General features: G+C 64.6%; 20 protein-coding genes. 7 read left to right on the top strand and 13 right to left on the bottom strand.

The features are described 5' to 3' along the window. Positions 1 to 609: 609 nt before the first annotated feature. Positions 610 to 2,013 (top strand): sugar porter family MFS transporter, encoded by a 1,404-nt coding sequence (locus SSA02_RS02455; protein ID WP_147092308.1) that lies wholly within the window; start codon positions 610 to 612, stop codon positions 2,011 to 2,013. 123 nt (positions 2,014 to 2,136) lie between these two features. Further along, on the top strand, positions 2,137 to 3,294 hold the full coding sequence (locus SSA02_RS02450) for a bifunctional 2-C-methyl-D-erythritol 4-phosphate cytidylyltransferase/2-C-methyl-D-erythritol 2,4-cyclodiphosphate synthase (RefSeq protein ID WP_147092661.1): 1,158 nt from the start codon (positions 2,137 to 2,139) through the stop codon (positions 3,292 to 3,294). 118 nt (positions 3,295 to 3,412) lie between these two features. On the opposite strand, the gene SSA02_RS12655 is transcribed toward SSA02_RS02450, so the two are convergent. The 11 genes from SSA02_RS12655 to aat all read right to left on the bottom strand — a co-directional run bounded on the left by SSA02_RS12655 (position 3,413) and on the right by aat (position 16,322). Then, positions 3,413 to 3,586, bottom strand: coding sequence for a hypothetical protein (locus tag SSA02_RS12655; protein ID WP_186807666.1), 174 nt, complete (start codon positions 3,584 to 3,586; stop codon positions 3,413 to 3,415). A gap of 130 nt (positions 3,587 to 3,716) precedes the next feature. Continuing rightward, the gene (locus SSA02_RS02445; RefSeq protein ID WP_186807639.1) at positions 3,717 to 4,448 is read right to left on the bottom strand and encodes an ATP12 family protein; all 732 of its coding nucleotides are present in this window, start codon (positions 4,446 to 4,448) and stop codon (positions 3,717 to 3,719) included. Continuing rightward, complete coding sequence (locus SSA02_RS02440; protein WP_147092306.1) at positions 4,445 to 7,084, bottom strand: AsmA family protein; 2,640 nt, start codon at positions 7,082 to 7,084, stop codon at positions 4,445 to 4,447. The genes SSA02_RS02445 and SSA02_RS02440 overlap by 4 nt, the downstream gene beginning before the upstream one ends. Then, positions 7,081 to 8,076: an RluA family pseudouridine synthase gene (locus SSA02_RS02435; protein ID WP_147092305.1), complete on the bottom strand. Its 996-nt coding sequence runs from the start codon at positions 8,074 to 8,076 to the stop codon at positions 7,081 to 7,083. Before SSA02_RS02435 ends, SSA02_RS02440 begins: the two co-directional genes overlap by 4 nt. Further along, complete coding sequence (locus SSA02_RS02430; protein WP_246103610.1) at positions 8,073 to 9,368, bottom strand: replication-associated recombination protein A; 1,296 nt, start codon at positions 9,366 to 9,368, stop codon at positions 8,073 to 8,075. The genes SSA02_RS02435 and SSA02_RS02430 overlap by 4 nt, the downstream gene beginning before the upstream one ends. A 218-nt stretch (positions 9,369 to 9,586) precedes the next feature. Continuing rightward, entirely contained in the window at positions 9,587 to 13,093 is a 3,507-nt protein-coding gene (locus SSA02_RS02425; protein ID WP_186807638.1) for an AsmA-like C-terminal region-containing protein, read from the bottom strand. Between the two features lie 26 nt (positions 13,094 to 13,119). Continuing rightward, on the bottom strand, positions 13,120 to 13,581 hold the full coding sequence (bcp, locus tag SSA02_RS02420; RefSeq protein ID WP_246103567.1) for a thioredoxin-dependent thiol peroxidase: 462 nt from the start codon (positions 13,579 to 13,581) through the stop codon (positions 13,120 to 13,122). A 40-nt stretch (positions 13,582 to 13,621) separates the two neighbouring features. Then, the gene (locus SSA02_RS02415) at positions 13,622 to 14,002 is read right to left on the bottom strand and encodes a hypothetical protein (RefSeq protein WP_147092301.1); all 381 of its coding nucleotides are present in this window, start codon (positions 14,000 to 14,002) and stop codon (positions 13,622 to 13,624) included. Positions 14,003 to 14,251: 249 nt separating this feature from the next. After that, the gene (locus SSA02_RS02410; RefSeq protein WP_147092300.1) at positions 14,252 to 14,950 is read right to left on the bottom strand and encodes a hypothetical protein; all 699 of its coding nucleotides are present in this window, start codon (positions 14,948 to 14,950) and stop codon (positions 14,252 to 14,254) included. Further along, complete coding sequence (locus tag SSA02_RS02405) at positions 14,947 to 15,639, bottom strand: DUF4412 domain-containing protein (RefSeq protein WP_147092299.1); 693 nt, start codon at positions 15,637 to 15,639, stop codon at positions 14,947 to 14,949. Before SSA02_RS02405 ends, SSA02_RS02410 begins: the two co-directional genes overlap by 4 nt. Positions 15,640 to 15,650: 11 nt before the next feature. After that, on the bottom strand, positions 15,651 to 16,322 hold the full coding sequence (gene aat, locus SSA02_RS02400; protein ID WP_306345081.1) for a leucyl/phenylalanyl-tRNA--protein transferase: 672 nt from the start codon (positions 16,320 to 16,322) through the stop codon (positions 15,651 to 15,653). Positions 16,323 to 16,582: 260 nt separating this feature from the next. Between aat and SSA02_RS12650 the strand changes: the two genes are divergently transcribed. After that, on the top strand, positions 16,583 to 16,747 hold the full coding sequence (locus SSA02_RS12650; RefSeq protein ID WP_186807637.1) for a hypothetical protein: 165 nt from the start codon (positions 16,583 to 16,585) through the stop codon (positions 16,745 to 16,747). 42 nt (positions 16,748 to 16,789) lie between these two features. Here SSA02_RS12650 and SSA02_RS02395 read toward each other — a convergent pair whose 3' ends face one another. Further along, the gene (locus SSA02_RS02395; protein WP_147092298.1) at positions 16,790 to 17,662 is read right to left on the bottom strand and encodes an EcsC family protein; all 873 of its coding nucleotides are present in this window, start codon (positions 17,660 to 17,662) and stop codon (positions 16,790 to 16,792) included. A gap of 187 nt (positions 17,663 to 17,849) precedes the next feature. Between SSA02_RS02395 and SSA02_RS02390 the strand changes: the two genes are divergently transcribed. From SSA02_RS02390 to SSA02_RS02375, 4 genes are all read left to right on the top strand, one after another. Continuing rightward, positions 17,850 to 18,353: a hypothetical protein gene (locus SSA02_RS02390; protein ID WP_147092297.1), complete on the top strand. Its 504-nt coding sequence runs from the start codon at positions 17,850 to 17,852 to the stop codon at positions 18,351 to 18,353. 6 nt (positions 18,354 to 18,359) lie between these two features. Next, positions 18,360 to 19,742, top strand: coding sequence for an NAD-dependent succinate-semialdehyde dehydrogenase (locus SSA02_RS02385; RefSeq protein WP_147092296.1), 1,383 nt, complete (start codon positions 18,360 to 18,362; stop codon positions 19,740 to 19,742). Between the two features lie 99 nt (positions 19,743 to 19,841). After that, entirely contained in the window at positions 19,842 to 20,696 is an 855-nt protein-coding gene (locus tag SSA02_RS02380) for a siderophore-interacting protein (protein ID WP_147092295.1), read from the top strand. Positions 20,697 to 20,995: 299 nt separating this feature from the next. Next, complete coding sequence (locus SSA02_RS02375) at positions 20,996 to 22,321, top strand: tetratricopeptide repeat protein (protein ID WP_147092294.1); 1,326 nt, start codon at positions 20,996 to 20,998, stop codon at positions 22,319 to 22,321. 35 nt (positions 22,322 to 22,356) lie between these two features. Here SSA02_RS02375 and SSA02_RS02370 read toward each other — a convergent pair whose 3' ends face one another. Then, on the bottom strand, positions 22,357 to 23,007 hold the full coding sequence (locus SSA02_RS02370) for a pyridoxamine 5'-phosphate oxidase family protein (protein WP_147092293.1): 651 nt from the start codon (positions 23,005 to 23,007) through the stop codon (positions 22,357 to 22,359). Positions 23,008 to 23,126 lie beyond the last annotated feature (119 nt).

Genomic DNA, 23,126 nt, shown 5'->3' with positions numbered 1-23,126 from the left:
GGCAACCGGTGCGACTGTACGGGTTCGGCGAGTTTAAGCAGGCCCGATCTGTTGACCCCAGTAGCATGACCGACTGAAAAAGTCGCGAGAAAAGTGGCGGCCGAGAACGCAAGCGTGAGAGCCCGTTTCGAACGAGAAGAATGCTGCATGGAACTACTCCAGTGATCAAATCAAGCAGGATTGCCTGGAGAAATACTGACACAGGAAACCGAGGAGTTATTATGCTTTATTCAAATAACGAGAAGAAAGAGTAATACATTATATTTAGTTCACGGTCATGTTTGCCTAATCGTCAATGTATTTCTCTGTTTTTTGCTTGATATTCACTCCAGTCTTTCTTGTCGAAATTGCATCGACGCGCGAATGCCTGCATTCACTATGTGAGCCTTACTCTTTCCGTTTTATGGTTTATTAACGAACACTCGGGCACATGCCTCTGGCCCGGGCAAACCGTGGTGCTGTGGCGCCGAAGTCGTATTCGGGAACGATCACGAGCCGGACGCTTGAATTGCTTTGAAATAACGTGACAAATGCGCGAAGATCACAAACAGCTTGGGATTTTCCGCATGTGAGAAGAGCCCGGGCGTCATCGACTAGGGTCTCAGAGACATGAGTAACGTTACAACGCGCACCGAACCCGACAAGCAGATGCCGCTGGTCGGAAAAATGATGCTGGCGGCCGTGCTCGCCGCCGTGGCCGGATTGATGTTCGGCCTCGATATCGGGGTGATCTCCGGCGCCCTCAAATTCATCGCGCAGGAATTCAAGGCGAGCGATGCTGAGCAGGAGCAGATCGTCTCGTCCATGATGCTCGGCGCGGCACTCGGCGCGCTGTTCGCCGGGCAGCTTTCCTTCCGCTTCGGGCGCAAGAAGGCGCTCGTGCTCAGCGCGATCCTCTTCATGCTCGGCGCTTTGTTCTGTGTCATCGCCCAGTCGGTCGCGGTGCTCGTCGTCGCACGCGCCCTGCTCGGCCTCGCCATCGGCATCGCAAGCTTCGTCGCCCCGCTCTATATCTCGGAAGTGGCCGACGAGCAGCATCGCGGCGGGCTGATCTCGGTGTATCAGCTCATGATCACCATCGGCATCCTGCTTGCCTTCATTTCGGACGCGCTCTTCTCCTACTCCGGCGCCTGGCGCTGGATGCTCGGGATCGTCGCCATTCCGGGGGCCGTCTTCCTGATCGGATCGCTCTTTCTGCCCGATAGCCCGCGCTGGCTCATGCTGCGGGGCCGTCCGGACGAGGCGCTCGAGACCCTCGCCGCATTGCGCCCCTCGCGCAACGCCGCCGAGGCAGAGATCCGCGAGATCGAGGGCAGCCTCGATCACAAGCAGCGCGGCCTCGCCATGTTCCGCGAAAACCCCAATTTCCGCCGCTCCGTGATGCTTGGCATCGGCCTGCAGATCGTTCAGCAGCTCACCGGCATCAATGTCGTGATGTATTACGCACCGCGCATCTTCGAGGTCGCAGGCTTCGGGCAGGACGGACAGATGTGGGGCACGGCCGTCGTCGGTCTCGTGAACATGCTCGCAACCTTCATCGCCATCAGCTTCGTCGATCGCTGGGGCCGTCGCCCGATGCTGATCGCAGGATTCATCATCATGGCAACCGGCATGGGCGCCCTGGCCGTGCTGCTGTCATTCGGTGCCGGATCCAGCGTCATGATGCATTATCTCGCCGTCGCGGTGCTGCTGCTTTTCATCACCGGCTTCGCCTTCTCCGCCGGACCGCTGATCTGGGTTCTCTGCGCCGAGGTACAGCCGCTCCAGGGCCGCGATTTCGGGATCACCTGCTCAACCGTGACGAACTGGGTCGCCAACTGGGTCGTGGGCATGACCTTTCTCACCCTGCTCGGCACACTCGGCGCCTCGCATACCTTCTGGCTCTACGCGGCTCTGAACGCGGCCTTCATTCTCGTCACCCTCGCCTTCGTGCCCGAGACCCGGGGCGTCTCGCTCGAATCCCTCGAGCAGAAGCTCAACAGGGGCGTCCGCCTGCGCGATATCGGACGCTGAGACCGAACCGGTCGCTCCCTGCAGCGATCCCCGGTCGCTCGCCCTTCCCGGCCGTCATGTGGCGGTCGGGACGTCGTTCTTGGGCTTGACGCCTTGCCCGCAAATCCGCATTCCCTGACCATCATGCGTATTGCTGCCATTCTTCTCGCTGCCGGTTCGGGTCGCCGCTTCGCCGATGCCAGCCCTCTCTCCGCCCCTGACGCGCTTCCGAAGCAGTATATCCTGCTCGGCGGCAAGCCAGTCATCAGACATGCCGCCGAAGCGCTTTGCGGTCATGTCAGCGTCGTACAGCCGGTCGGCGACGATCCGCGGCTCGTGGAGGCGCTCGAGGGTATGGCGTGTCTCGCGCCTGTCGCCGGCGGACGGGAGCGACAGGACAGCGTCCGCGCCGGTCTGGAAGCGCTCGCGCAGCTCCCCGAACCGCCCGATCTGGTTCTGGTGCATGACGGTGCGCGGCCTTACGTGCCTGCAGAGGTCATCACGAACGTGATCGAAGCCCTGAAGGCGCAGCCGGGAGCGATCCCGGCGGTACCCGTCGCAGATACGCTCAAGCGCGCACGTGACGGGCTGATCGAATCGACCGTCTCACGCGATTCGCTCTACCGGGCCCAGACCCCTCAGGGCTTTCATTTCCCGCTTCTGCTCGCCCTTCATCGCGATCACGAGGGGCCGGTCACGGATGACGCCGCCCTTCTCGAGCAGGCCGGTCATCCGGTGGCTCTCGTGAGAGGCGCCGAGGACAATATCAAACTGACCCTTCCGGAGGATCTCGTGCGTCTCGAAAGACTGCTCGGCTCGATGCCCCTGCCACGCACGGGACTTGGATATGACGTTCACGCCTTCGAGGCCGGACGCCCCCTGATTCTCTGCGGCATCACGATTCCCCACGATCGCGGGCTGGCCGGTCACTCCGATGCCGATGTCGGCATCCATACCTTGTGCGACGCCATATATGGCGCGCTTGCAGAGGGCGATATCGGGCGGCATTTTCCCCCGAGCGACAATGAGTGGAAAGATATGGATTCCGCCCGTTTTCTGGTCCATGCCGGAGAGCGCATCCGTCAGCGCGGTGGCATGCTCATCAATGCCGATGTCACCCTGATCTGCGAGCGTCCGAAGATCGGCCCGCACGCCCAGGCCATGCGCGAGCGCCTGGCATCGTTGCTGCAGGTCGAGATCGACCGTATTTCGGTGAAGGCGACGACCTCGGAACGGCTGGGCTTCACGGGACGTGAGGAAGGCATTGCCGCTACGGCGGTCGCTACCGTCCTGCTGCCTTGAGGCAGCGTATATAGAAAAAGCCAGGATCTGCCCGGCTTTTATCGGATCGGGTCACCTGTGAGACCGGATCTTTCCGATAGGAGAAGGGGCTGCAAGCCCCTCCCTCGGAACGCAGGACTTACCCCTTGATCGCGCAGATAACGACGATCACGGGTGTTGCCGCCAGCAGCAACCAGACATTCTGGACACATCGTGCCACGAAATGCACAGAGCGGTCCTTGAGTGGCATGCGACGGATCAGTGTCTTTGCGATCTTGCCATCCTGCATGATGCCATGGACGTGAGAAGACATATTTCATCCTTACACGAGTTCATCCGATTACTTGTCATCGCTTAGCGCCCGGCGCTATCGCGGGTCGAGTAACCAATGGTCACCGAATGTGATGACCTCCGTGTCTCACTAGACCGCAATCATGGCGAAATCATGCGACAGTTGAGGCTCCTCCACGGGAGAGGGCAAGAAAACGCATTGCCGTGCGTATGTCGGCATCCTGCCGGGCGATCTCGTCCAGCAAGGCCTCGTCCTCACCCCATTCCTTCATCTGGTATCGCTCCTCGAGGCTTGCCATCGCGCACGCTGCCTCAGGGGCAACCCACCCCTCGACAAGGCCTAGGGCGAGGATGAGGCTCCCCGTTGCGGGCGCCAGAACGGAGGCCGCAGCCAGCTCCGCATCGTCCGCCTTGCGGAGCGCTCCGGCAAAAGCGGCCGCGAGCGCAGGATCGATCGCAACGGGCATCATGCTCCGCGTCACAGGCGGTCGAATTCCGTAACGTGCGGCAAAGGCGTCGAGCACCGGATCGAAGACCTCGTCCTGCATCCGCCCCAGCGCACCGGTGGCACGATAGCAGAGCAGATCGCTCTCTCCGAACGCGCATAATCCACCGATGATCTGGTCTCTGTCCGATGCCACCCGCTCGATCTGCGTGCCGACCATCTGGGTAAGCCCGAGATCCGCACTCCGGAACGCCGCATTTTTCGGAATACGATCCCACTCCCTGGCGATGGCCTCGGCGAGCCCCTCTGTCGCAACGGCGAGTTCCGTACCGCCCGGAAGACGGAACGGCCTGCCATCGAGCCGCACGCGAAAGAGGCCATCCTCCGGATCGCGGGCGACCGTGACCGTGTCCCAGAAACGTGAAGCCGGGCGGGTCAATGCAATATTCCCAATCCATGAAGCAGATCCGAAGCCTGCATGTGTTTCTTCCTCTCCGCCGGGGCCGCGCCCTCATGTCCTTCCCGCGTGGTGCCGAGGAGTGCGGGACAAGGGTCCTGCGTCGCTCCTCCTATCGTGATCTCGAACCGGCCATCGCCATTCGCAGCCTGATGCACCGATGGGCGCTCGAGCGTTCCCTCGACAGCGATCGCCGTCGAAGCACCCGTGCCACCGAAGCCGATGCGGGGCATGAGATGCAGATCGAGGGCCTGCGTTTTCAGCGAATAGGTGCCGCTCCCGGCGAGACTCAGCGGTCCGGCCTCGAGACCGATCGGATCGATCCGGCTGCTTCCCCCCGCAATAACGGCGCGCACGCCGAAACAGCGCACCGGGAGATGGCCGTGGGAGAGCAGCGCACCGGCCTGGTTGCCGAGATAGGGAGCTATGGCTTTTGCCTCTATTTGTCCCCCCACCATAGACAGGCCGATATGACCGCTCAGGGAATCCCGCAATGCATGAGACGACTCTCCGGTCGCCGTGAGCTCACCCACCAGCATGAGCGGGCCTTCGAAATAACCGGGCAGACCGAGAAGCGACTGGGCGAGACCCGAAGGGAAAAGGAAAGGCGAGAATGCGACGGACAGTCTGGGGACCGCACCTGTCAGATCGTAGCGCAATGTGCCGGAAAGCGCGGTATCGCCGCCCCTGGCCGTGACCGGCCCTTTCGCAGAAACACGATCGAGAACGACAACACCCGGATCGGCGACGAGGTATGCCTTCACCCCGGTGTAATCGACCGAGTAGACGTGAATGCTGTCAGCACCGATAACCAGCCGGGCTGCCGCCCGCTTCAACCAGGACGAGACATGGGCATGACGGGCGGGGACCGGTCCCCGTTCCGTTCCCGGCGCATTGTCCGTGGCCGTGTCGCGTGGAGGCGTCCCCCCGCCCGGAGCCGCGCCCTTCATCGTGCCCGTCACCGCTTTGGCAAGTCCCCCCGGGAGGGGCGGTATCGCAGCCTGCGGAGCGCCCCGGGGGGAGTCCTGCGCGTCTCTCCGGGCGGTTCCGTTTCCTCCATGCCAGAGCCCGTCGAGCGCATCGAGATCCAGATGGTCGAACTGGAGCGATCCCTGGAAATCCGAGAAATCGGGGCGCGATGCGACGCCCGTAAGATGCGCCCCGACTTCATGACTTTTCAGCTCGGCATCGCGTATCCGGAGCATACTGTCCGCCTCCCGGGTCAGAGCGGCCGAGAGCGACAGATCATGGAATGTTGCCGCACGGACCGGCAGGCTCGCCGCCTCCCCTTCCAGCCTCAGAGAGCTTCCGGCGGCGGAGACGTGACCGCCGATCTGCAGTTTCAGCCCGGAGGAAAGGCCGGCCATCGCCGCGTCGCGAAGAGTGACGTCGACATCGAGGCCTTGCTGCAGAGCGGTTTGCCAGGCGGTATTGGCCTGGGCCAGCGTTCCGAAGGTGCCCTGCATAGCGAGCGATTGCGCCCCGGGGAAAATGCCCTCGCCGGAGAGCGTTGCACTGACTGCAAATGCCGAGGAAAGCGTGTCCGCGTCGATATGGACATCCTTCGCCGCAACGCCCCTGACAGGCGGGGCCGAACCCGCATGAAGATGCACGTGATTGACCCCGAGGCGGGACAGCCACTGCCTCACATCGCCCGTTGCGCTGTCGCGCCCTGAAACATCGTGGCTGACCGCTCCCCGGTCATCGGTCCCCGTCCCTGTATCGGCATCGTAAAGGCCGATTTCTCCTCCCAGACCGCGGATATCGGGCAGAGCCGCATGGGGGAAAAGACGCTCCAGATCCGTCAGGGCAGCGATCTCGCCGCGCAGGACTCCGGAAAAACCGCGCAGATGACGCGTATCGGTAATCTGCCCATCGAAATTCAGCCAGTCCTGCTTGTCCTTGTCCCGTCCGAGCGTTGCGCCGAGGCTCAGCGCCCAAGGAGGATTGGCTCCCGTGAGCAGGGAGAGCGGCCCGATATGGCCGTTGAGCCGGAACGGCACCGCATCCGGATCCTCTCCCCCGCGATGGCCGTGAATATCGAGATACGGTGCGCTCGAGGCGAGACCGTCGAATTCGGCATGATCGATATCGACAGCCCCGCTGCGATGCGCGACGCGGTCATCGAGCGACAGATGCGCTCTGTCCAGCCGCACAGAGCCGATCCGCAGCCCCCAGCGGGCCTGGGGATGGGCGGAGCGACCGGCCGTCCCTTTCTCTTTCCCGGGCGCAGGGGATACCGGATGGAACACCCAGTTCGCCTCGCCCTGTCTCTCCCGCCTCAGGGCGATGGATCCCTGGACGATCCGGAGATTTTCCAGACGGATCTCCCGCCACAGGAGCGGAAGAAGTGCCAGAGAGGCGCGGACATCCCGCGCCTCGAGCATGGGCGTCACGCCATCCGGATCTGTCAGCGTGACGTTGCGCGCACTGAAACCCGGCCAGGGCAGAACCTGAACGGAGAACCGGCTCATCGTCAGTTCGCGCCCGCTCTGCCGCCTTACTGCGGCGATCACCGACTGACGAAGATTCGATCGATCGATCAGGATATCGGTCGCAACCGCAGCCCCTGTAACGAGGACGAGAAAAACGATCAGAACGATGAGAAATCGCCTCATTTCCGGTTTCCTTTCTGCCCGCTCCGCTTCGGTGCCGGCGTGTCTCCCGCCGTAAATCCGAGATCGCGGAAGGTTGCGCGCATATGCGGGGGCAGCGGTGCCGCCACACACAGGCGGCCACCTGCAGGATGCGGAAAATCGAGCATGCGCGCGTGCAGATGCAGCCTGTCCGTGAAGCCTTCCGGATGGGCTGCCTTGCCGCCATATTTCGGGTCGCCAAGAATCGGCGTACCGAGGGTTTCGCAATGAACGCGAAGCTGGTGCGTACGCCCGGTCAGCGGCTTGAGCGAAAGCCAGGAAAGTTTCTTCCCCGCCGCATCGACGACCTCGTAATCGGTCTTGGCAACCACGGCGTCCTCGTCATCGCGCGTTGCCGCGATCATGAGCGCACCATTCCCGGCGCCGAGCTTTGCCAGAGGCTGGTCGATCACGCCCGATCCCGGCATGGGGCGTCCGACCACGACGGCCCAATACGTCTTCTCGACATCGCGCCCACGGAACGCCGCCGCGAGCTTTGCAGCAACGCCGGGCGTGCGCGCGAGAAGCAGAAGCCCTGACGTATCGCGATCGATCCGGTGGACGAGACGCGGTCGCTCGTCATCCTCGCCACGAAGCCCGTCGAGCATCATATCGACATGTTTGGTAATCCCCGGTCCGCCCTGCGTGGGAAGGCCAGAGGGCTTGTCGAGCACGATCACATGGGCATCGCGATAGACGACCATCCGCTCGATCTCCCGCGCGAGCTGCGGATCGAGCGGATCGGGGCGGCGGGGTTGTTGCGCCTGTGCTGCCGGCAGCGGCGGTATGCGCAACGTCTGCCCGGGCGCGATACGGCTCGCTCCGGTAACGCGCCCCCCATCCAGACGTACCTGCCCCGTGCGACAGAGCTTCTGGAGCGCGCCCTGGGTGAGATCGGGAAAATGGCGGCGAAACCAGCGATCGAGGCGCATATCGGCCTCGTCCTCGCTGACAATTCGGGTTGTGACACTCATGGTCGACGGCTTGCCCGCAATGCGGCCCGCCTGTCCAGAATTTTTCTGAGATCGCCCTCATGACCGCGATCGGTGGGCTGGTAGAGGCTCACGCGCTCCATGCCATCGGGGAAATAGTTCTGTCCCGAAAACCCCTCCTCGCTGTCATGGTCATATTCATAACCCTTGCCGTATCCGATCTCCTTCATGAGCCGGGTGGAGGCGTTGCGGATATGATTCGGCGGACCGAGGCTTCCGGTTTCACGGGCCAGACGACGCGCCTGGTTATAGGCGCGATAGACGGCATTCGATTTCGGCGCGGTGGCGAGATGGACCACCAGCTGCGCCAGAGCCAGCTCGCCCTCCGGGCTGCCGAGACGCTCGTAGCTCTCCCATGCTGCCGTCGCGAGCGGCAGGGCGCCCGGATCCGCCATACCCACATCCTCCGCCGCGAACCGGGTCAGTCGCCGGGCGATATAGCGCGGGTCCTCACCACCCTCGAGGATGCGGGCGAACCAGTACAGTGCCGCATCGGGATCTGACCCCCTCAACGATTTGTGCAGGGCCGATATCAGGTTGTAATGTTCTTCCCGATCCTTGTCGTACAGGGCGGCCCGTCGCGCGACCACGGAAGCCAGATCGCCCGGACCGAGGATCGAATCGCCCGGCAGGGCCTGCACCTGCTCGACGAGGTTCAGGAGATAGCGCCCGTCGCCATCGGCCATCGCACGAAGGGACAGACGCGCAGCCTCGTCGAGGGGAAGCGCACGCCCTGCCTCCGCCTCGGCCCGCTGAAGGAGCCGCTCCAGCCCGTCATCGTCCAGACGTTTGAGAACGAGAACCTGACAGCGGGACAGCAGAGCCCCGTTGAGTGCGAAGGACGGATTTTCGGTGGTGGCGCCGATCAGCACCACCGTACCGCGCTCGACATAGGGCAGGAATCCGTCCTGTTGCGCCCTGTTGAAGCGATGGATCTCGTCGACGAACAGCAGGGTTCCCCTGCCGGTCTCCTTCTGGATGCGATCCGCGGTTTCGAACGCCTTCTTGAGATCCGCAACGCCGGAAAAGACCGCCGATATCTGCTCGAAACGAAGTGTCGCGGCGCGTGCGAGAAGGCGCGCGATGGTCGTCTTCCCGCATCCCGGACCACCCCAGAGAATGAGGCTCGGCAAGGTCCGCCGCGCCAGCATCTGTCGCAGCATCCCGCTCGGACCGAGCAGATGTTCCTGCCCGACGACATCGTCCAGGGATTGCGGACGCAACCTGTCTGCCAGAGGACGGTTCGCAGCCGGCGCGACCGGCATATCCGGCATTCCGCGCGCCTGGCCGGTCGGCTCCGGCCGGGGGCTTGCGGCCTGTCTCCGGCGGGTATCTTCCTTTCGGGTCCCTGCCGGATGCGTGCCGAAAAGATCGGCATTGTCGCCGTCATGCATGATCCTGTCTCCTCCTCTGGCGGCCTGTCTGGAAGAACGGCCCTCGCTGGGCGACCCTCTCTGGGCGCCCCTTTGGGCGGCAACCCTCCGGGGTGGTCCTATTTGGCCAGCTGCCTCATGACACCGGGCAATAGCATGGCGAAGGGGTTGACCGAGAGCTGGGGATCGCCCGCCGTCCCGCGCACCGTGAAGGTCGCAGCCAGAAAACCTCCCCCCTTCTCGGGAGAGAACAGCTTGCCGATATCGGGCAGACGTCCGGGCGCCGCATTGATGCCGAATACGGGCACCACCGTTCCGCGCAGGTCCAGCGCCCCCGAACCGAGCCCGATTTTGCCCTCGATCGTCGCGCCGAGAGCCGGGTTGCCGAGATGACCTTCGTGAATCGTCATGACATCGCGCCTTACCGACACGGGAAGACGCAGATGACGCACCGCGAACCGGTCGCTGCTCGCCTGTGCCCAGTCGAAGATCGCCAGATGGCTCGCCGCGGTCAGGGCCGCCGGGGGCTGACGAAAGGTGAAGGGCGAGACGGATACGAGCCCCCGGAACGGCGGAACCTGGCCCGTTCCGCCATCCTCCACGGTGCCGTCTATCCGGGCCCTGCCACCCTCGAGGCGATCGGTGAGCCCGGTTTCAGACAGGAATGCGCCGAGATCGTCGATCTGGGCCGCGAGATGTCTGGGGCGCCCCCTCGATGTCGCCTCGCGCTGCGGGGTCAGGGAAAGCGCGATCCCGACCGGTGCCCGCGCCCTGAACGTTCCGCGCTCGAGACGCTGGTACCGGTGCTCGAGATGTGCCGTGACGCCCGAAAAGGACCGGGTATCGCTGTAATAGAGACGATCTGCGGCAATATCGACGATCCAGGGCGCTGCGCCGCCGCGATCGGGGACCGAGACCGACGCCTTCGCTCCATGCCCGCCCGGAGAAACTGAGGGGTCCGGAGAATCGGAGGGAAGCGTACTCGTGACCGGAATATCCGGAGCCAGATGTCCGGGGTGCAGCAAGGGCGCGATATCGAGCGTGGCGGCGCGAACGGTCACGGAGATGGCGCGCTCATGCGCATCGGGCAGGACGATCGTCGCATTCCCGTGCGAGCGCCCGACACGAAACGCATCGAGGGTCATGCCTTTCACGCTGCCGGCAGCGACCTGTCCGGTGCCGTCGATATGCAGGTCCGGCCCCTCTGCAAGGAGGTGATCCAGCTGCACGATTTCCCCCGAACGGAGCGCCATATGCGCGGTGGCTCGTGCCGGTGTGCCGATCTCCTTGCGCCAGACGGGGATGACCAGACCGGCATTGCGGAGATCGAGGGCAAGAGACAGAGACGCCCGCCCGTCGAACCCGGCCCTGTAATCCGAGACGAGCTCGGCGACACCGTGGAAATATGCATTCTCTCCGAGCCGGGCTCTCGCGAGGGCCGCCCTGTCGAATTGCGACACGGCATGGATCGTCTCACGCGTCCCGTCCGGCTCGCGGCGGAAATTCTCGAAGATCCGTGCCTTTGTCGGCACCCCGCCCAGCCTGCCCTCTCCGTCGATCTCGAGATGACGCTCCGTGGCGGTCAGGAGCCCTCTGGCCTCCTCGAGCCCGCGGCCGATCACGACATTGCCGAGCGCGACATCCCTGAAGGAGGCCCGCGCGGAGAGATGGAGATCGTCGTCGGAGATACGGGCGGAGAGGGGCAGGGTCAGCGTTGCGGAGGCGGTCACCGCCCCCGATGGATCGGTGAAAGGCAGCTTGTGGCGGGAGAGAATATGCAGGCGAGGCTGGGAGAGGAGCGCGATATAATTCCGAAGATCCCCCGAAAGATCGAGGGAGATCTTCCCGATCTGATCCCGAGCGAACAGGTCCGAAATCAGCATCTCGCCTCCGGTCAGATGCAGTATCCCGGCCCCTTTCCGGTCGGAAACCGGCTGTTCGCCTCCGAGAAACCGGATGCGCAGCGTATCGGGCGTGGCAAAACTGAAACGGGCCGAGACATCGCGCGCGGGAGGCACGGGGCGCAACCAGTGCACGACGGCGTTCTCGACCGAGAGATCGGCGCGGGTTGCGACCGGACGCAGTCCCCCCCAGCCCGAATCGCTTTTCAGTTCCGCGCCGATATCGAGCCCGCGCGCCATCCCCTCGGTCATGTTGCGCACGACCCAGCGGCGCGCGCCCCTCATGATCGCCTCAGGCCAGATCGGCCCCATATGGGCCAGATCGAGGGCGGTTGCGGTCGCATTCACACGGGCGGAAATCTTCCGGACATGCAGGGGATCGTCCAGCGCAAGGCTGCCATGAGCCGCATAGGTGGTTTCGCGGCCCGTATCGTCGCGAAGCGTCATTTCCGCACGATGCAGCATCACCTGGCCGGATCCGGGCCGCACTGCGAGACCCAGAGCGATCCGCCCATGGGCGACGACCAGCGGTCGTCCTGACGTTACCCCGGCGCCCTGTCCGTCTTTCCTGGCGATTTCTCCGCCGGGTTTGCGGCCATCTTCCCTGCGCGCCTTCTCCTCTGTCTCCCGGGCATCCTTGCGGTCGGCTTTCTGATCGATCGTCCCGGCACCGAAGGTCACATCCGCGACACCTGAAAGCGGAGGGAGCGCCGTCGCTCCGTCAGACAGGCCAGAGGGCGCGTGTCGGGCCGGGGACCGGTCCGGATGCAGCTCGAGATGAAACGTGACCGGAAGATGCCAGGCAGCGGCATGGGGCACGAACCGACCGAACATATCCGGGCGAAGCGGCCCCGCATCGAGAGACCACCCCGGAGAGGATACAGCTGAGGAAGCACCCGAGAGGGCAACCGGGGCGGCAACCGGGGCGCTACCGGACGCGGCATCGCGAGCGACGCCCGGGGCGGTACCGGACGACGCTGTCAGCCGGAATGGCGCCAGAGACATTCCGGTGCGACCGATTCCCCCGCGACCGATCCCCCCTTCGACCCTCCCCTGCCACCGCCCCCCCGACAGAAGCGCGAACCCGGTATCCCCGGTCGCTGGCAAAGACGATGCACCGGACCGGCGCAGCAGATCGACAATGCCCGCATGAGCGAGCAGTCGCCCGCCGATCTGCGGATCGAAGAGCGTGACATCGACATCCGATGCAACGATCCGCCCGAGCCGGTCGAGCCGCACGGGCGATTTCCCCCCCGGTCGCGACACGGCTCCGGGCCAGTCCAGATCCACGGAACCGTCGGCTGCACGCCGCAAATGAATGGTGCCCCGATGCAGGGCGATTGCGGTCGGCACGACAGCCCCACGCAGGAGCGGTGCCATCAGCGCCACCACCTGCATCCGCCCGAGCGTCAAAGCCGCCCGGCCGTCCTGACGCAGGATACGCACGCCCTCTGCATCCAGCACGATCTCCGGGTGGCGGTGCCGAAGACCCGGCCTCCAGGAAAGAAGGAGCCGTTGCCAGACAAGACGACCGGCAGGATGCCCCGGGCGTGACGACGCCTGCACGGCGACCGGCGCCCAGCGGTTCCCGATCGCCGTGACGTCGAGAGGGCCCTGCGAAAGGCGCCACAGGAGGGCGCCCGCCACCACAAGCCCCGTTGCGACGGGAATACCGACGATCAATGCCCCGATACGGAGCGCTTTCAGGAAAGCGGGCCGGAACAAACCGCGAGGCACGATCCTCATGCGCCCTAAAGCTGGGCCGCAGCGTCCGTCACGAGCGCGACATGTTCGGCTGGCTTCACCTTGCGCCAGACGGCCCGGATGACACCGTCACCATCGACGAGAAAGGAGCTTCGCTCCATTCCGAAATATGTCTTGCCGTAGTTCTTCTTTTCGACCCAGGTGTCGTACCGGTCTGCGAGTTCGTGGGACGCATCGCTGACCAGGGTGAAATCCAGATCGTATTTCCTTGCGAAACGGTCGAGCTTCTCCACCGGATCGGGGCTGACCCCGATGACCGTAAGCCCCAGATTGCCGAGGGTCTGCCTGTGATCGCGCAGATCGCAGGCCTGTGACGTGCATCCGGGTGTATCCGCCTTGGGATAGAAATAGAGCAGATAGGGCCTGCCTGCGAGCGCCTCCGAGGATACGACCTGCCCCCCCGCTGCGGGGAGAGAAAACGCAGGGGCTTTGTCGCCAATCGCTACCATGATGACTCTGGACCTTCTTTTATCGGCAACCCGGCTGTTTTCAGTACCCTGGATAGGCGGGGTAGGACGGATAGGCAACCACCGGCGGCGGATATACGACGCGCGGCGGCGGCTGATAGACCACCGGGGGCGGCGCATAATAGACCGGCGGCGGGGGCGGCGGAACCGGGACGGCATAGGGCCGGGCGATCGCGCCGATGACGGCTCCGCCCACCAGCCCCCCGACGAGACCGCCGACGAACGCATTTCCGCCACCCCGGTGCCAGCCACCGCCCCGCCGCCAGCCGGGCCCGGGACCGCCATGCCAGCCGGGACCTCCGCCCCATCCCGGACCGTAGGGATGGGCCTGTGCCAGTGGCGTGCTTGCGAGGAGTCCTGCGAGAGGCAGAACGGCCAGGCCGGTTTTCAGGATACGACGCATGAAGAAATCTCCTTGCCAGACCGCACCCGCAATGCCGGGGCGATCTCACACTGTCATCTTGCACCGGATATGGTGTCGATTTTGCGACGGAACAGGACAAAACCCGGACCAGAATGTAACATAGAACATCAGAGCGCATCCCGTTCCCGGAGACGCATGGCGTGCCCCGGGCGCGATGCGGACATGCGATTATCCTGCCGAAGGGTCAGAACCGTGGATCGATACCGGGCGACCGGCAGGATATGGCCGTCAGGGCTTCAGCCTTACCGCCTTTACCTCGTGAAAACCGGAGGGCTCCTGAAAGACGGACGGTCCCTGAGGCGTCTCGGCATAGGCTGTTGCCCTGAGCGTCGGCACGCCGCCACGGCTCGCCGAGAGAAGCACCCCGGTGCGGCTGTAGCAGAAATCTCCCTCCTGCCCGTCCGTATCCGTACTCGTCCAATGCGTACACGGCACACCGGCCACCCGATCGTCCGCCCCTTTCTGCCAGACGCCGTCAGCGGCCTGACCCGGCGGGGCGAAACGCGTATCGGGCGCGCCGGACACCGTAAAGGTCTTCGATCGCAGATCGACCACGGAAAGACGATGGGCCTGATAATCTGTCAGCATCACGAGACCGGAACCCGGCACATCCAGACGCTGACGCCAATGCGCCGCATTCCAGCGCATGCGCTGGGAGGCACTCTGTCCGTCCGGAGTCCGGACCTCGTAGGTCACGTCGATATCGGCCAGAGGTGTCACGAGAGGCGTCGGAAGGGACGCCGTTGCCGCTCCCTCATCCCCCGGCTCGCCATGAGCGGCGGCCGCCGTCGTGGCCGCGCCGGACAGGAGGAACAGGAGGGATAGAACAGGAGCCGAACGAAGACAGGCGACACGACGGAAAGCAGGGGCGGAGAAAACAATAGGGGCGCGCCCGTTGCGGGGCGCCCTGCACGATACTGAATTCACGGCGTGGACGCAGACTTCGTCGTGCTGCCCTGCATTGCCGCGCCCTGCATTCCGGCGCCCTGCACGCCAGCGCCATGCGGTCCCGCTCCATGGGGAATCGGCATCTGGGCAGAGATCTTCTGATAGCCCGCCGGGGGCTGGAACAGCGATTCGTCCAGAGGTGCGTAAGTGATCCGCTCCGCCACCAGCTTGCCCCGCAGACCGTCCGAATCGACCCCCTCCTCGCTGAGAATCACACCGTCATCCGTGACACAGGCTTCTGCCTTGCCGTGAGCGGAGGTGATCGACCACTTGTTGCAGGAGGCTCCGGCGACCATGCCCTTGCCGTCCGGCGCGAACTGCATCGACATATCGAGCAGGAACGGACTGCGCAGACCGTGCTTGGGCGAGAAGCTCGTATAGACCTTCTGCTTGTTCATGATCAGCGTGACCATCTGGGCAGGCCGGTCGAGGATCGTGGACCCTGCGTGATTGGCAGGATCGATCCTGAGCTTGTCGCCTTCCGCACGGAAATGGACGGTGGCCTGAACGGGCTGGGGAAGTTTTTCGGGCTGCACGGAATAGACCACCGTGACATCCCGCGACGGAGTGAGGCGAGGATGCTGCTGTGCGAATGCCGGTGCCGCCATGCCTGCCATGGCAACCCCCAAGGCCAGGGCCGCAACGCTCTTTCTGCGATAAGACGACATGTTCTTCCCCTTCACTGGACCTGGCTCGAGGCCGATTCCTCACGCAGGACTGCAATCTCCTGCCGCAGTTCATCCAACGCGACAGCATGCGACCACGTTGCCTCAATCGTCAGGGCCCGGTCCAGCATCAAGCGATAGAGCGTGTCGGGAACGGTCTGACAGCCGAAGCGCTCGAGATGCGTCGTCGGGAACTGGGTGTCGAGCAGCACGAAGCCACGCCTCCGCAGCGTTGCAACGAGATGCACCAGAGCGATCTTCGAGGCATCGGTGCGTCGCGAGAACATGCTCTCGCCAAAAAATGCGCCACCGAGATGAACCCCGTACAATCCTCCGACCAGCTCCGATCCCGACCAGATCTCGATCGAATGCGCGTGGCCGAGCGCATGCAGCGCCCCGTATCGCGCCTCCAGCCTGTGGCTGATCCAGGTCTCGTCGCGTCCGGACACTTCGGCGCATGATCGTATCACGGCATTGAAGGCCCTGTCTGAAGTGACCGAGAACCTGCCCTGGAGGACGGTGCGCGCAAGACGCTTCGACAGATGAAAGCCCGCCCCGAGAGGGAGAATGCCGCGCATCAGCGGGCGATGCCAGGTGATGTCGCCCGCCGATCTGCCATCGGACATGGGGAATACCCCCATTCGATAGGCCTCGATCAGACGCTCCGATGTAAGCGGGTCGATCATGCGCCTCGCCTCATCGTCCGCCGCGCCTCTCGGACACGCGACGCAAGGCGATATCCGACGGGGAGATCTTCCTGAACGGGGAAACGCCCGTGGCAGGTGTCGCAGCAATCGATACGCCTAACGGCGTAATGAGGGCCGGGGTCGAAAGACTGCAACTCCGGCGATCCTGATGCATTGCAGGAAGGCAATGAAAGCGGGAACGGAGGCGCGGCCATGAAACTGCGCCTTCCGCCGCGCCACGCCGCAGGAGAACCGGAAAAATGCCCCTGACCTTCGTTTATCTCGCAGGTATGGCCCTTTGCGGCGCGCTCGCGCTGATCGCCCCGCATTACGGGAACCTCGCCTTCGTCATGACGGCCATTTTCTCTCTCCAGCTCGTCCCCGTCGGGACGTTCGAAGCGATCCGCAACCGGAAACTCGACTGATGCGGCCGCAGGTCGCGCGGCCCGAGGCAACGGAACGCGTTCTCAGCGCGAAGAGGCCTCTGCCTGTGCGGTCTGGCGCATATGGGTCGCCGTATCGCGCACGACGGCGCCACCATGCTGCCGCTCGAGGCGTCTTATCGTGAAATGGGCGCGCGCCAGAGCGCGATAATGGGAGAGGAACGCCGCATTCAGCGAGGCGCCGCAAAGCGCTCCGGCGACGGGCACCATCTGCATCGCGAATTTCCGCGACAACCCGATTCCGTAATGTGATGCGACCTCTGCAATCAGCAACACGATCGGTTTGCCCCGCATGAGCGCCCGGGCGGAGAAGAAACCGAGTTCGCTCTCATCCGGCGTCTGGCCGGCAAGGAACCCCTTGAGCGCGAAAACTTCCAGACAGGCGCGACGCGTTTCCTCGTCCCGCAGATCCTCCCCCTCCTCGCGGGCGATCCGGGCGATTTCGCGCATGATCGTCAGCGTGGTGAAGCCGATATCGGGCATCAGACCGACCACGCCCCCGAAACCGCCCAGCGCGCCCGAAACGGCAACTGCCGCCTGGGCCGCAGGATCGCGCCAGCGCCCGGGCGATGCGCTTGCCGGAGTCGCGCTGCCCGCCGGAACAGGGCCGTCCTGCTTCATGCCCAGAATGGCGACATCGAAGGCCCGGGCGATCGAAGCCTCGGCCAGCCCCTGTATCTTCGCCTGGATATTGGGCGCCATACCGAGGCCCTGCAATCCGAGCCGGGTCGCCTGCCCCACTGCGCCCCCCATGAGATCGGCCAGACGCACGAGCACGCCCCGCCCGTGCTCGACCTTGTCGAGCGCCGCCTGCAACTGGGCCAGAGACGCATCGTCGAGCGCCATCGGAGCGATTTCCCCCAGAGCCGAGGGTGTGGTTCCGTTTGCTGAGGACATGCGAGGTCTCCCTGGGATAAGGCCCCCGACGGGGCCCGGACTGGTCGGTGCAACTTGTCTGTGCAACGCGTGGCGAGACGCGCGGTCACCGGGTATTGTGACAAAGACTGTTTTTTTACACGCTCTGTCGTCATAGGAAAACGAAAGAGCTGCATCCCTGTTAGGATGACAGGAATCCGACAGGAGCATGGCAATGCCTCGAATGCCCAGATCACTGACCTCTCTATCACTGGCCTTTTTCCCCGGCGCCGTCACGGCGCTCCTCCTGACGCTGCCGGGCATCCGGACCGCTTCTGCCGACCCGGCGGCAGAGATGCGCGCACCAGCCCGCCCCCTGACGCCGGTCGAGCGCGTGGCCCTTCCCGATGGGGGCGCGCCGCCTCCGCCGCATGGCTATGAGGTGACCGAGGATTTCGACAGCTCGCTCCGAACCTTCTCGGCGACGGTTCGCTCCCATCAGGCGCTGGGGCTTCCGGGGGGCGAGGCTCACCAAAGCACCCAGATCCCGAACGATGCGCCGTCCCATTTCTCGTTTCTCGGCATGCCCGTGAAGTTCAATGCGCCGGTCCGGGCTCCCTATAACAGCTCCGCCTACCACAATTATGCGGGCTCGCCGGGCAATGGTCAGACCGATGTCGTCGCACAGTCCGACGCGGCCGGAACGGCGCTTTGGAACAACAATCAGAGGTAGTCTCCCATGAGCGAAGAAGAAACCCGAACGGGCGTCACCACCGTCGATCCGAGCACGGGAGAAACTCTCTCGTCTTATGCGTTCCTCGCCGATGACGCGCTCGAAGGCGTGCTGGCGCGTGCCGGTTCCGGGTTTCGCAGCTGGCGCGCTCTTTCGCCCGGCAAGCGCGTCGAGGCGCTGCGCCGGATGGGACAGGCACTCGACACCCATCGCGACGCGCTGGCCCTGCAGGCCACACGCGAGATGGGCAAGCCGATCGCCACGGCACGCGCCGAAATCGACAAATGCGTGGCCGTGATCGACTGGTATGCAGACAGGGCGCTCACCCTCCTGCAGGACCGCGCGATGACGCCCCCCTCCGGGGACGCCTGCCTCAGCTATGCCCCCACCGGCACCGTCCTTGCCGTGATGCCGTGGAATTTTCCGTTCTGGCAGATCCTGCGCGCCGCTGTTCCGATCCTGCTCGGTGGGAACGGCTTTCTCGTCAAACCGGCCGAAAACACGCTCGGCTGCGGTATGTCCCTGCATGAACTTGCCGAACAGAGCGGTCTCGTGCCGGCGTTCCAGAGCGTCAATCTGTCACGCGAACAGGTTGCGCGCGTCATCGCCGATCCGCGGATTTCGGGCGTTACGGTGACGGGCAGCGTGCGCGTCGGGCGCATTCTTGCCGGGCTCGCGGGACAACACGGCAAGAAATCGGTTCTCGAGCTCGGCGGGTCGGACCCCTTCGTCGTGCTCGCGGATGCCGATCTCGATCTGGCCGTCGAGTCGGCCGTGGCGGCACGATTCGCAAATTGCGGACAGGTCTGCATCTCGGCCAAGCGGATCATTCTCGATGCGGCCATCGCCCCGGCCTTCACCGAGGCCTTCGTGGAACGGGTCCGGGCCATAGAGCCTGCCACTCCCTGCGAGGACGATGCCTTTCTCGGTCCGATGGCCCGTCTGGATCTGCGCGATACCCTGCACGCGCAGGTGGAACGCAGCATTGCCGAAGGCGCGAGATGCGTGCTCGGCGGGAAGACGATCGCGCGGCCCGGCGCCTGGTACGAACCGACCGTGCTGTGCGACGTCACACCGGAAATGACGGCTTTCCGCGAAGAGCTGTTCGGCCCGGTGGCCTGTCTCACGGTCGCCCGGGACACCGGACACGCCCTGGCTCTGGCCAACGATACGGAATACGGCCTCGGAGCCAGTGTCTGGACCCGCGACACGGCGCTCGGCCATACGCTCGCAAGACAGATCGACGCGGGCACCGTCTCGATCAACAGGATCACCGCGTCCGATCCTGCCCTGCCGATCGGCGGAACCAGGGCGAGCGGATTCGGACGGGAGCTGACCGAGCTCGGCCTGCACGAATTCATGAACATCAAGACGATATGGTCGCGCTGACCGGTCCTGACGCGGCGTGACGCGGCGGCGCCATTCGCTGTCGTTCACGCCGGAATCACGGGCAGTATCCCCGGCAATATTTCCTGCGAAACCGTTTCGATGACCGGCCCCCTCTCTCATCTGCCCGTCAGGATACGGCATCGGCTCGCAATGCGGCGGATCGTCGTGTCGCAGATCGTCCCGCTCTCGACCCGGATGCGCCGTATCGTGTTCACTGGAGCCGATCTGCATGATTTCGTCGCCCCGGGCGCCGACGATCACGTCAGGCTGTTTTTTCCGAGTCCCGGTCAGGCCGGGCCGGTCCTGCCACGACTCGTACCCCGCGGGAAACCGGATGGGCACGCTCCGGATGGGCACGAGCCGGATGGGGAACCTGTCGTTGCGCGCGATTATACGCCGCGCCGCTTCGACCCCGCGAGCGGGGAGCTGACGATCGATTTCGTCCTCCACGATTCCGGGCCCGCCGCCTGTTGGGCGCGCCATGCCGTATCCGGCCTGTGGCTCGGCATGGGGGGGCCGGCCGCGTCCTATCTTCCTCCTCCCATCTGCACGGCTCATCTGCTGATCGGCGACGATACGGCGCTCCCGGCCATCGCGCGCATGGTCGAGGGCTATCCCGTCGATCATGCGATCACCGTGCTGCTCGCAACGGAGGAAACGCCGAAGACCTACCCCCTGCGCCGACACGGCGCGCTCACGGTTCATCGTTATGCGCCTTCGAAAGACGGGGCGGATCTCATCGCGGCGATCGAAGCCCTCACCTTGCCGCCTTTGTCGGAGCTGCATGTGTGGATCGCGGGAGAGATCGATATCGTGCGGCACCTGCGCTCTCATCTCATACAGAAGAAGGCCGTACCGCGCGACCGCATCCGTGCAGCGGGCTACTGGCGTGCGGGCAAAACGGGCGGTGGCAGCCATATGGAGATCGGGGCCGCCTTGGCGCCGGACGCCTGAGCGCCAGCCCCCCGAACGCCGGACACCTGAACGCCAGACACCCGAACGCCATCAGATCGACTTTACCGGCAACAGGCTTGCCCCGCTTCCTGGGTTCTCCCGGCGCGCCCTGCCCGGGCGGTCGGATTTTCATGTCAACTCTATGTGTGCGTCACGGGATCGTCTTCAGCTGCCTGTCCGGTTCAGCTGCCTGTCCGGGGCATCGCGCGCCGGAAACGACGGTCTGCGACCGCTCGACAGCCCCGGGCGATTGCAGGCCTCGCCTCACGAAGCGCCTCCGATCCCCGGAGGACGCTTTCATGATCCATTGCCAATCCGCACCGCTTCGCCATAACCGTTTCATGACGCGCGAATCGACAATCCTGTTCCAGAGCAAGGACGTGCTCGTACGCGCCTTCCTTTCGGACCGCCGCGACCGGGTTGTGGTGAGCTTCGACAGCTTCACGGATAATCCTTCCCTCGCGCGCGCCGGTTTTGGCGAGAGCTTCCTCACGCAGCGCGATATCGACTGCATCCTGATCCTGACACGCTCCAATCTCTGGTACCAGGAGCCGGAGATTCCCGAGGCCATCCGCGCGATAGCCGCCGTCACCGCGGGATATCACCGGGTCTTCACCTACGGATCGAGCATGGGGGGATATGCCTGTATCCGCCATGCCCATGCGCTCGGAGCCACGGCCATCGCCTTCGCGCCGCAATACTCGGTCGATCCCGAACGCGTGCCGGAGGAAACACGCTGGCCGCAGGCGCGGCGGATCGCCTTCCAGCCTGCGGATCGGCATCCTGTCCCGCCACCGGAGGGCGCCTTCATCTTCTACGATCCCTGCGACAGGCTGGATCGTCTTCATGCCCGGCGGATTGCAGGGGATATCGCCTCCACCCTCATCCCCATCGCCCATGGCGGCCATGTGGTCATCGCGTTCCTGTCCGAGGCAGGCCTGCTCGTACCGGGCGTGCTGGCCCTGCTCGACGGAGAATTCGATCCTGCGACCTTCATCGCCGAGGCCCGGGCCAGGCGTAAAACGGTGGCGAAATATTATGAGGTTCTCTCCTTCCGGCTGCGGGATACGCATCCGGGCTGGTCGATCGCGCTTGCCAGACATGCGGTTTCACTCAGTCCCGAGGCCGGTCATATCAGCCAGCTGGCCAATCTTCTTCGTGAACAGGGACGCCACCAAGAGGCGGAACCCTGGGCACGTCGGGCCGTGGCGCTCGATCCTGAAAACCTGAATTACCGTTATTGTCTCGCGGCCGTCCTGATGGGCCGCGGCGAACGCCATGAAAGCCTCGCCCTCGCCCTGTTTCTGGTCGCAGCCGTGCCCGACCGGCAGGATTATCACCGCCTTCTGGCCGGTATCCATCGCCTGCGCGGCGCGTTTCCCCAGGCCTTCCGGTCGCGACTGGCCGCCTTCCGCCTCACCCCGCGACACAGTTCCGCACGCAGGCGGGCCGCCAGAATTCTCGTCATGGATGCGCTGCGCGCCCTGCCCCTTCTCGGCGGTGCGATCGGCGGGCTGGGTCAGTGGCTCGACCGGCATCCCTCCCTTGCCGCGCCATCGCTCTTTCAACGCGCACGGGTCCGGGGCCGGAACCGGAGCAGGAAAGAAAACCGCCCGGCACGCTGAGCCCGTGCAGCGCCCGGAAACGGGAGGCGCGTCGTTCAGGCCAGAAACCGTGCCTGCGCCCGGCGGAGGGAGGGCGGAGCTGCGCAGGCCGCCGGCGTATGCGCATCCTGCACGCCCGTCCCGAGTGCGGTCAGAACCGGAACGACACCGCCCCATTGTCCGGAGGGAAGATCGTCACGATCGTCCGCAGGGGGGCCGGTCCGCTCCTTGGCGCTCACCGCCTCGATATCGAGCGCGAGCACCCCGGTCGCCTTCAGCTCCTTTTCCGTCATGGGCCGCACCTCCCGGCTGCGCCCCGGAAGCAGGTGATCGATCAGGGCATCGAGCGCCCGCGGGTGATCCGCTCCCGTAACGGCGCGGGCCTGACCGTGCACCACAACGCTCCGGTAATTCACCGAATGATGCATGGCCGAACGCGCCACGACGAGCCCGGTGAGCTGGGTCACGGTGAGGCAGAGCTTCTGCCCGTCGAGCTGCATCAGACGTGTTTTCGAGGCGCCGTGAAGAAACAGCGTATCGCCGATCCGGGCATAGGCCATGGGTATGACCATGGGACGTCCCTGAGCCACGAAGCCGACATGCGCGACGAGCCCGGTATCGAGAACCCGGTCGATCGTCTCGCGGTCGTAACGCGCGTTCTTTGCCTGTCTTGCGCGCGCAAAATCGGCGATGTCGTGTTCCGTCATGGCAATCCCTCCCCTTCCTCGGACTTGACGCGCTTACGCTACACGCCTTGACTGGACCGCAGCGATATCCAGTTCCGTATCAGTTTTTCAGACCAGTTCTCTCGGGCCAGTTTTTCCGG

Source organism: Swaminathania salitolerans (assembly GCF_007988945.1).
Lineage (GTDB): Bacteria > Pseudomonadota > Alphaproteobacteria > Acetobacterales > Acetobacteraceae > Swaminathania > Swaminathania salitolerans.
This window is presented reverse-complemented; position numbering and strand designations above follow the sequence as displayed.

What these genes read in the sequence shown, in the direction of transcription:
- SSA02_RS02430 (WP_246103610.1), bottom strand. Translation starts at nt 9,368, where the DNA reads ATGCCGGATATGCCGGTCGCGCCGGCTGCGAACCGTCCTCTGGCAGAC.
- SSA02_RS02415 (WP_147092301.1), bottom strand. Translation starts at nt 14,002, where the DNA reads ATGCGTCGTATCCTGAAAACCGGCCTGGCCGTTCTGCCTCTCGCAGGA.
- aat (WP_306345081.1), bottom strand. Translation starts at nt 16,322, where the DNA reads ATGATCGACCCGCTTACATCGGAGCGTCTGATCGAGGCCTATCGAATG.
- SSA02_RS02375 (WP_147092294.1), top strand. Translation starts at nt 20,996, where the DNA reads ATGATCCATTGCCAATCCGCACCGCTTCGCCATAACCGTTTCATGACG.
- SSA02_RS02435 (WP_147092305.1), bottom strand. Translation starts at nt 8,076, where the DNA reads ATGAGTGTCACAACCCGAATTGTCAGCGAGGACGAGGCCGATATGCGC.
- SSA02_RS02405 (WP_147092299.1), bottom strand. Translation starts at nt 15,639, where the DNA reads ATGTCGTCTTATCGCAGAAAGAGCGTTGCGGCCCTGGCCTTGGGGGTT.
- SSA02_RS02385 (WP_147092296.1), top strand. Translation starts at nt 18,360, where the DNA reads ATGAGCGAAGAAGAAACCCGAACGGGCGTCACCACCGTCGATCCGAGC.
- bcp (WP_246103567.1), bottom strand. Translation starts at nt 13,581, where the DNA reads ATGGTAGCGATTGGCGACAAAGCCCCTGCGTTTTCTCTCCCCGCAGCG.
- SSA02_RS02380 (WP_147092295.1), top strand. Translation starts at nt 19,842, where the DNA reads ATGACCGGCCCCCTCTCTCATCTGCCCGTCAGGATACGGCATCGGCTC.
- SSA02_RS02440 (WP_147092306.1), bottom strand. Translation starts at nt 7,084, where the DNA reads ATGAGGCGATTTCTCATCGTTCTGATCGTTTTTCTCGTCCTCGTTACA.
- SSA02_RS02370 (WP_147092293.1), bottom strand. Translation starts at nt 23,007, where the DNA reads ATGACGGAACACGACATCGCCGATTTTGCGCGCGCAAGACAGGCAAAG.
- SSA02_RS02390 (WP_147092297.1), top strand. Translation starts at nt 17,850, where the DNA reads ATGGCAATGCCTCGAATGCCCAGATCACTGACCTCTCTATCACTGGCC.
- SSA02_RS02450 (WP_147092661.1), top strand. Translation starts at nt 2,137, where the DNA reads ATGCGTATTGCTGCCATTCTTCTCGCTGCCGGTTCGGGTCGCCGCTTC.
- SSA02_RS02455 (WP_147092308.1), top strand. Translation starts at nt 610, where the DNA reads ATGAGTAACGTTACAACGCGCACCGAACCCGACAAGCAGATGCCGCTG.
- SSA02_RS02395 (WP_147092298.1), bottom strand. Translation starts at nt 17,662, where the DNA reads ATGTCCTCAGCAAACGGAACCACACCCTCGGCTCTGGGGGAAATCGCT.
- SSA02_RS12650 (WP_186807637.1), top strand. Translation starts at nt 16,583, where the DNA reads ATGCCCCTGACCTTCGTTTATCTCGCAGGTATGGCCCTTTGCGGCGCG.
- SSA02_RS12655 (WP_186807666.1), bottom strand. Translation starts at nt 3,586, where the DNA reads ATGTCTTCTCACGTCCATGGCATCATGCAGGATGGCAAGATCGCAAAG.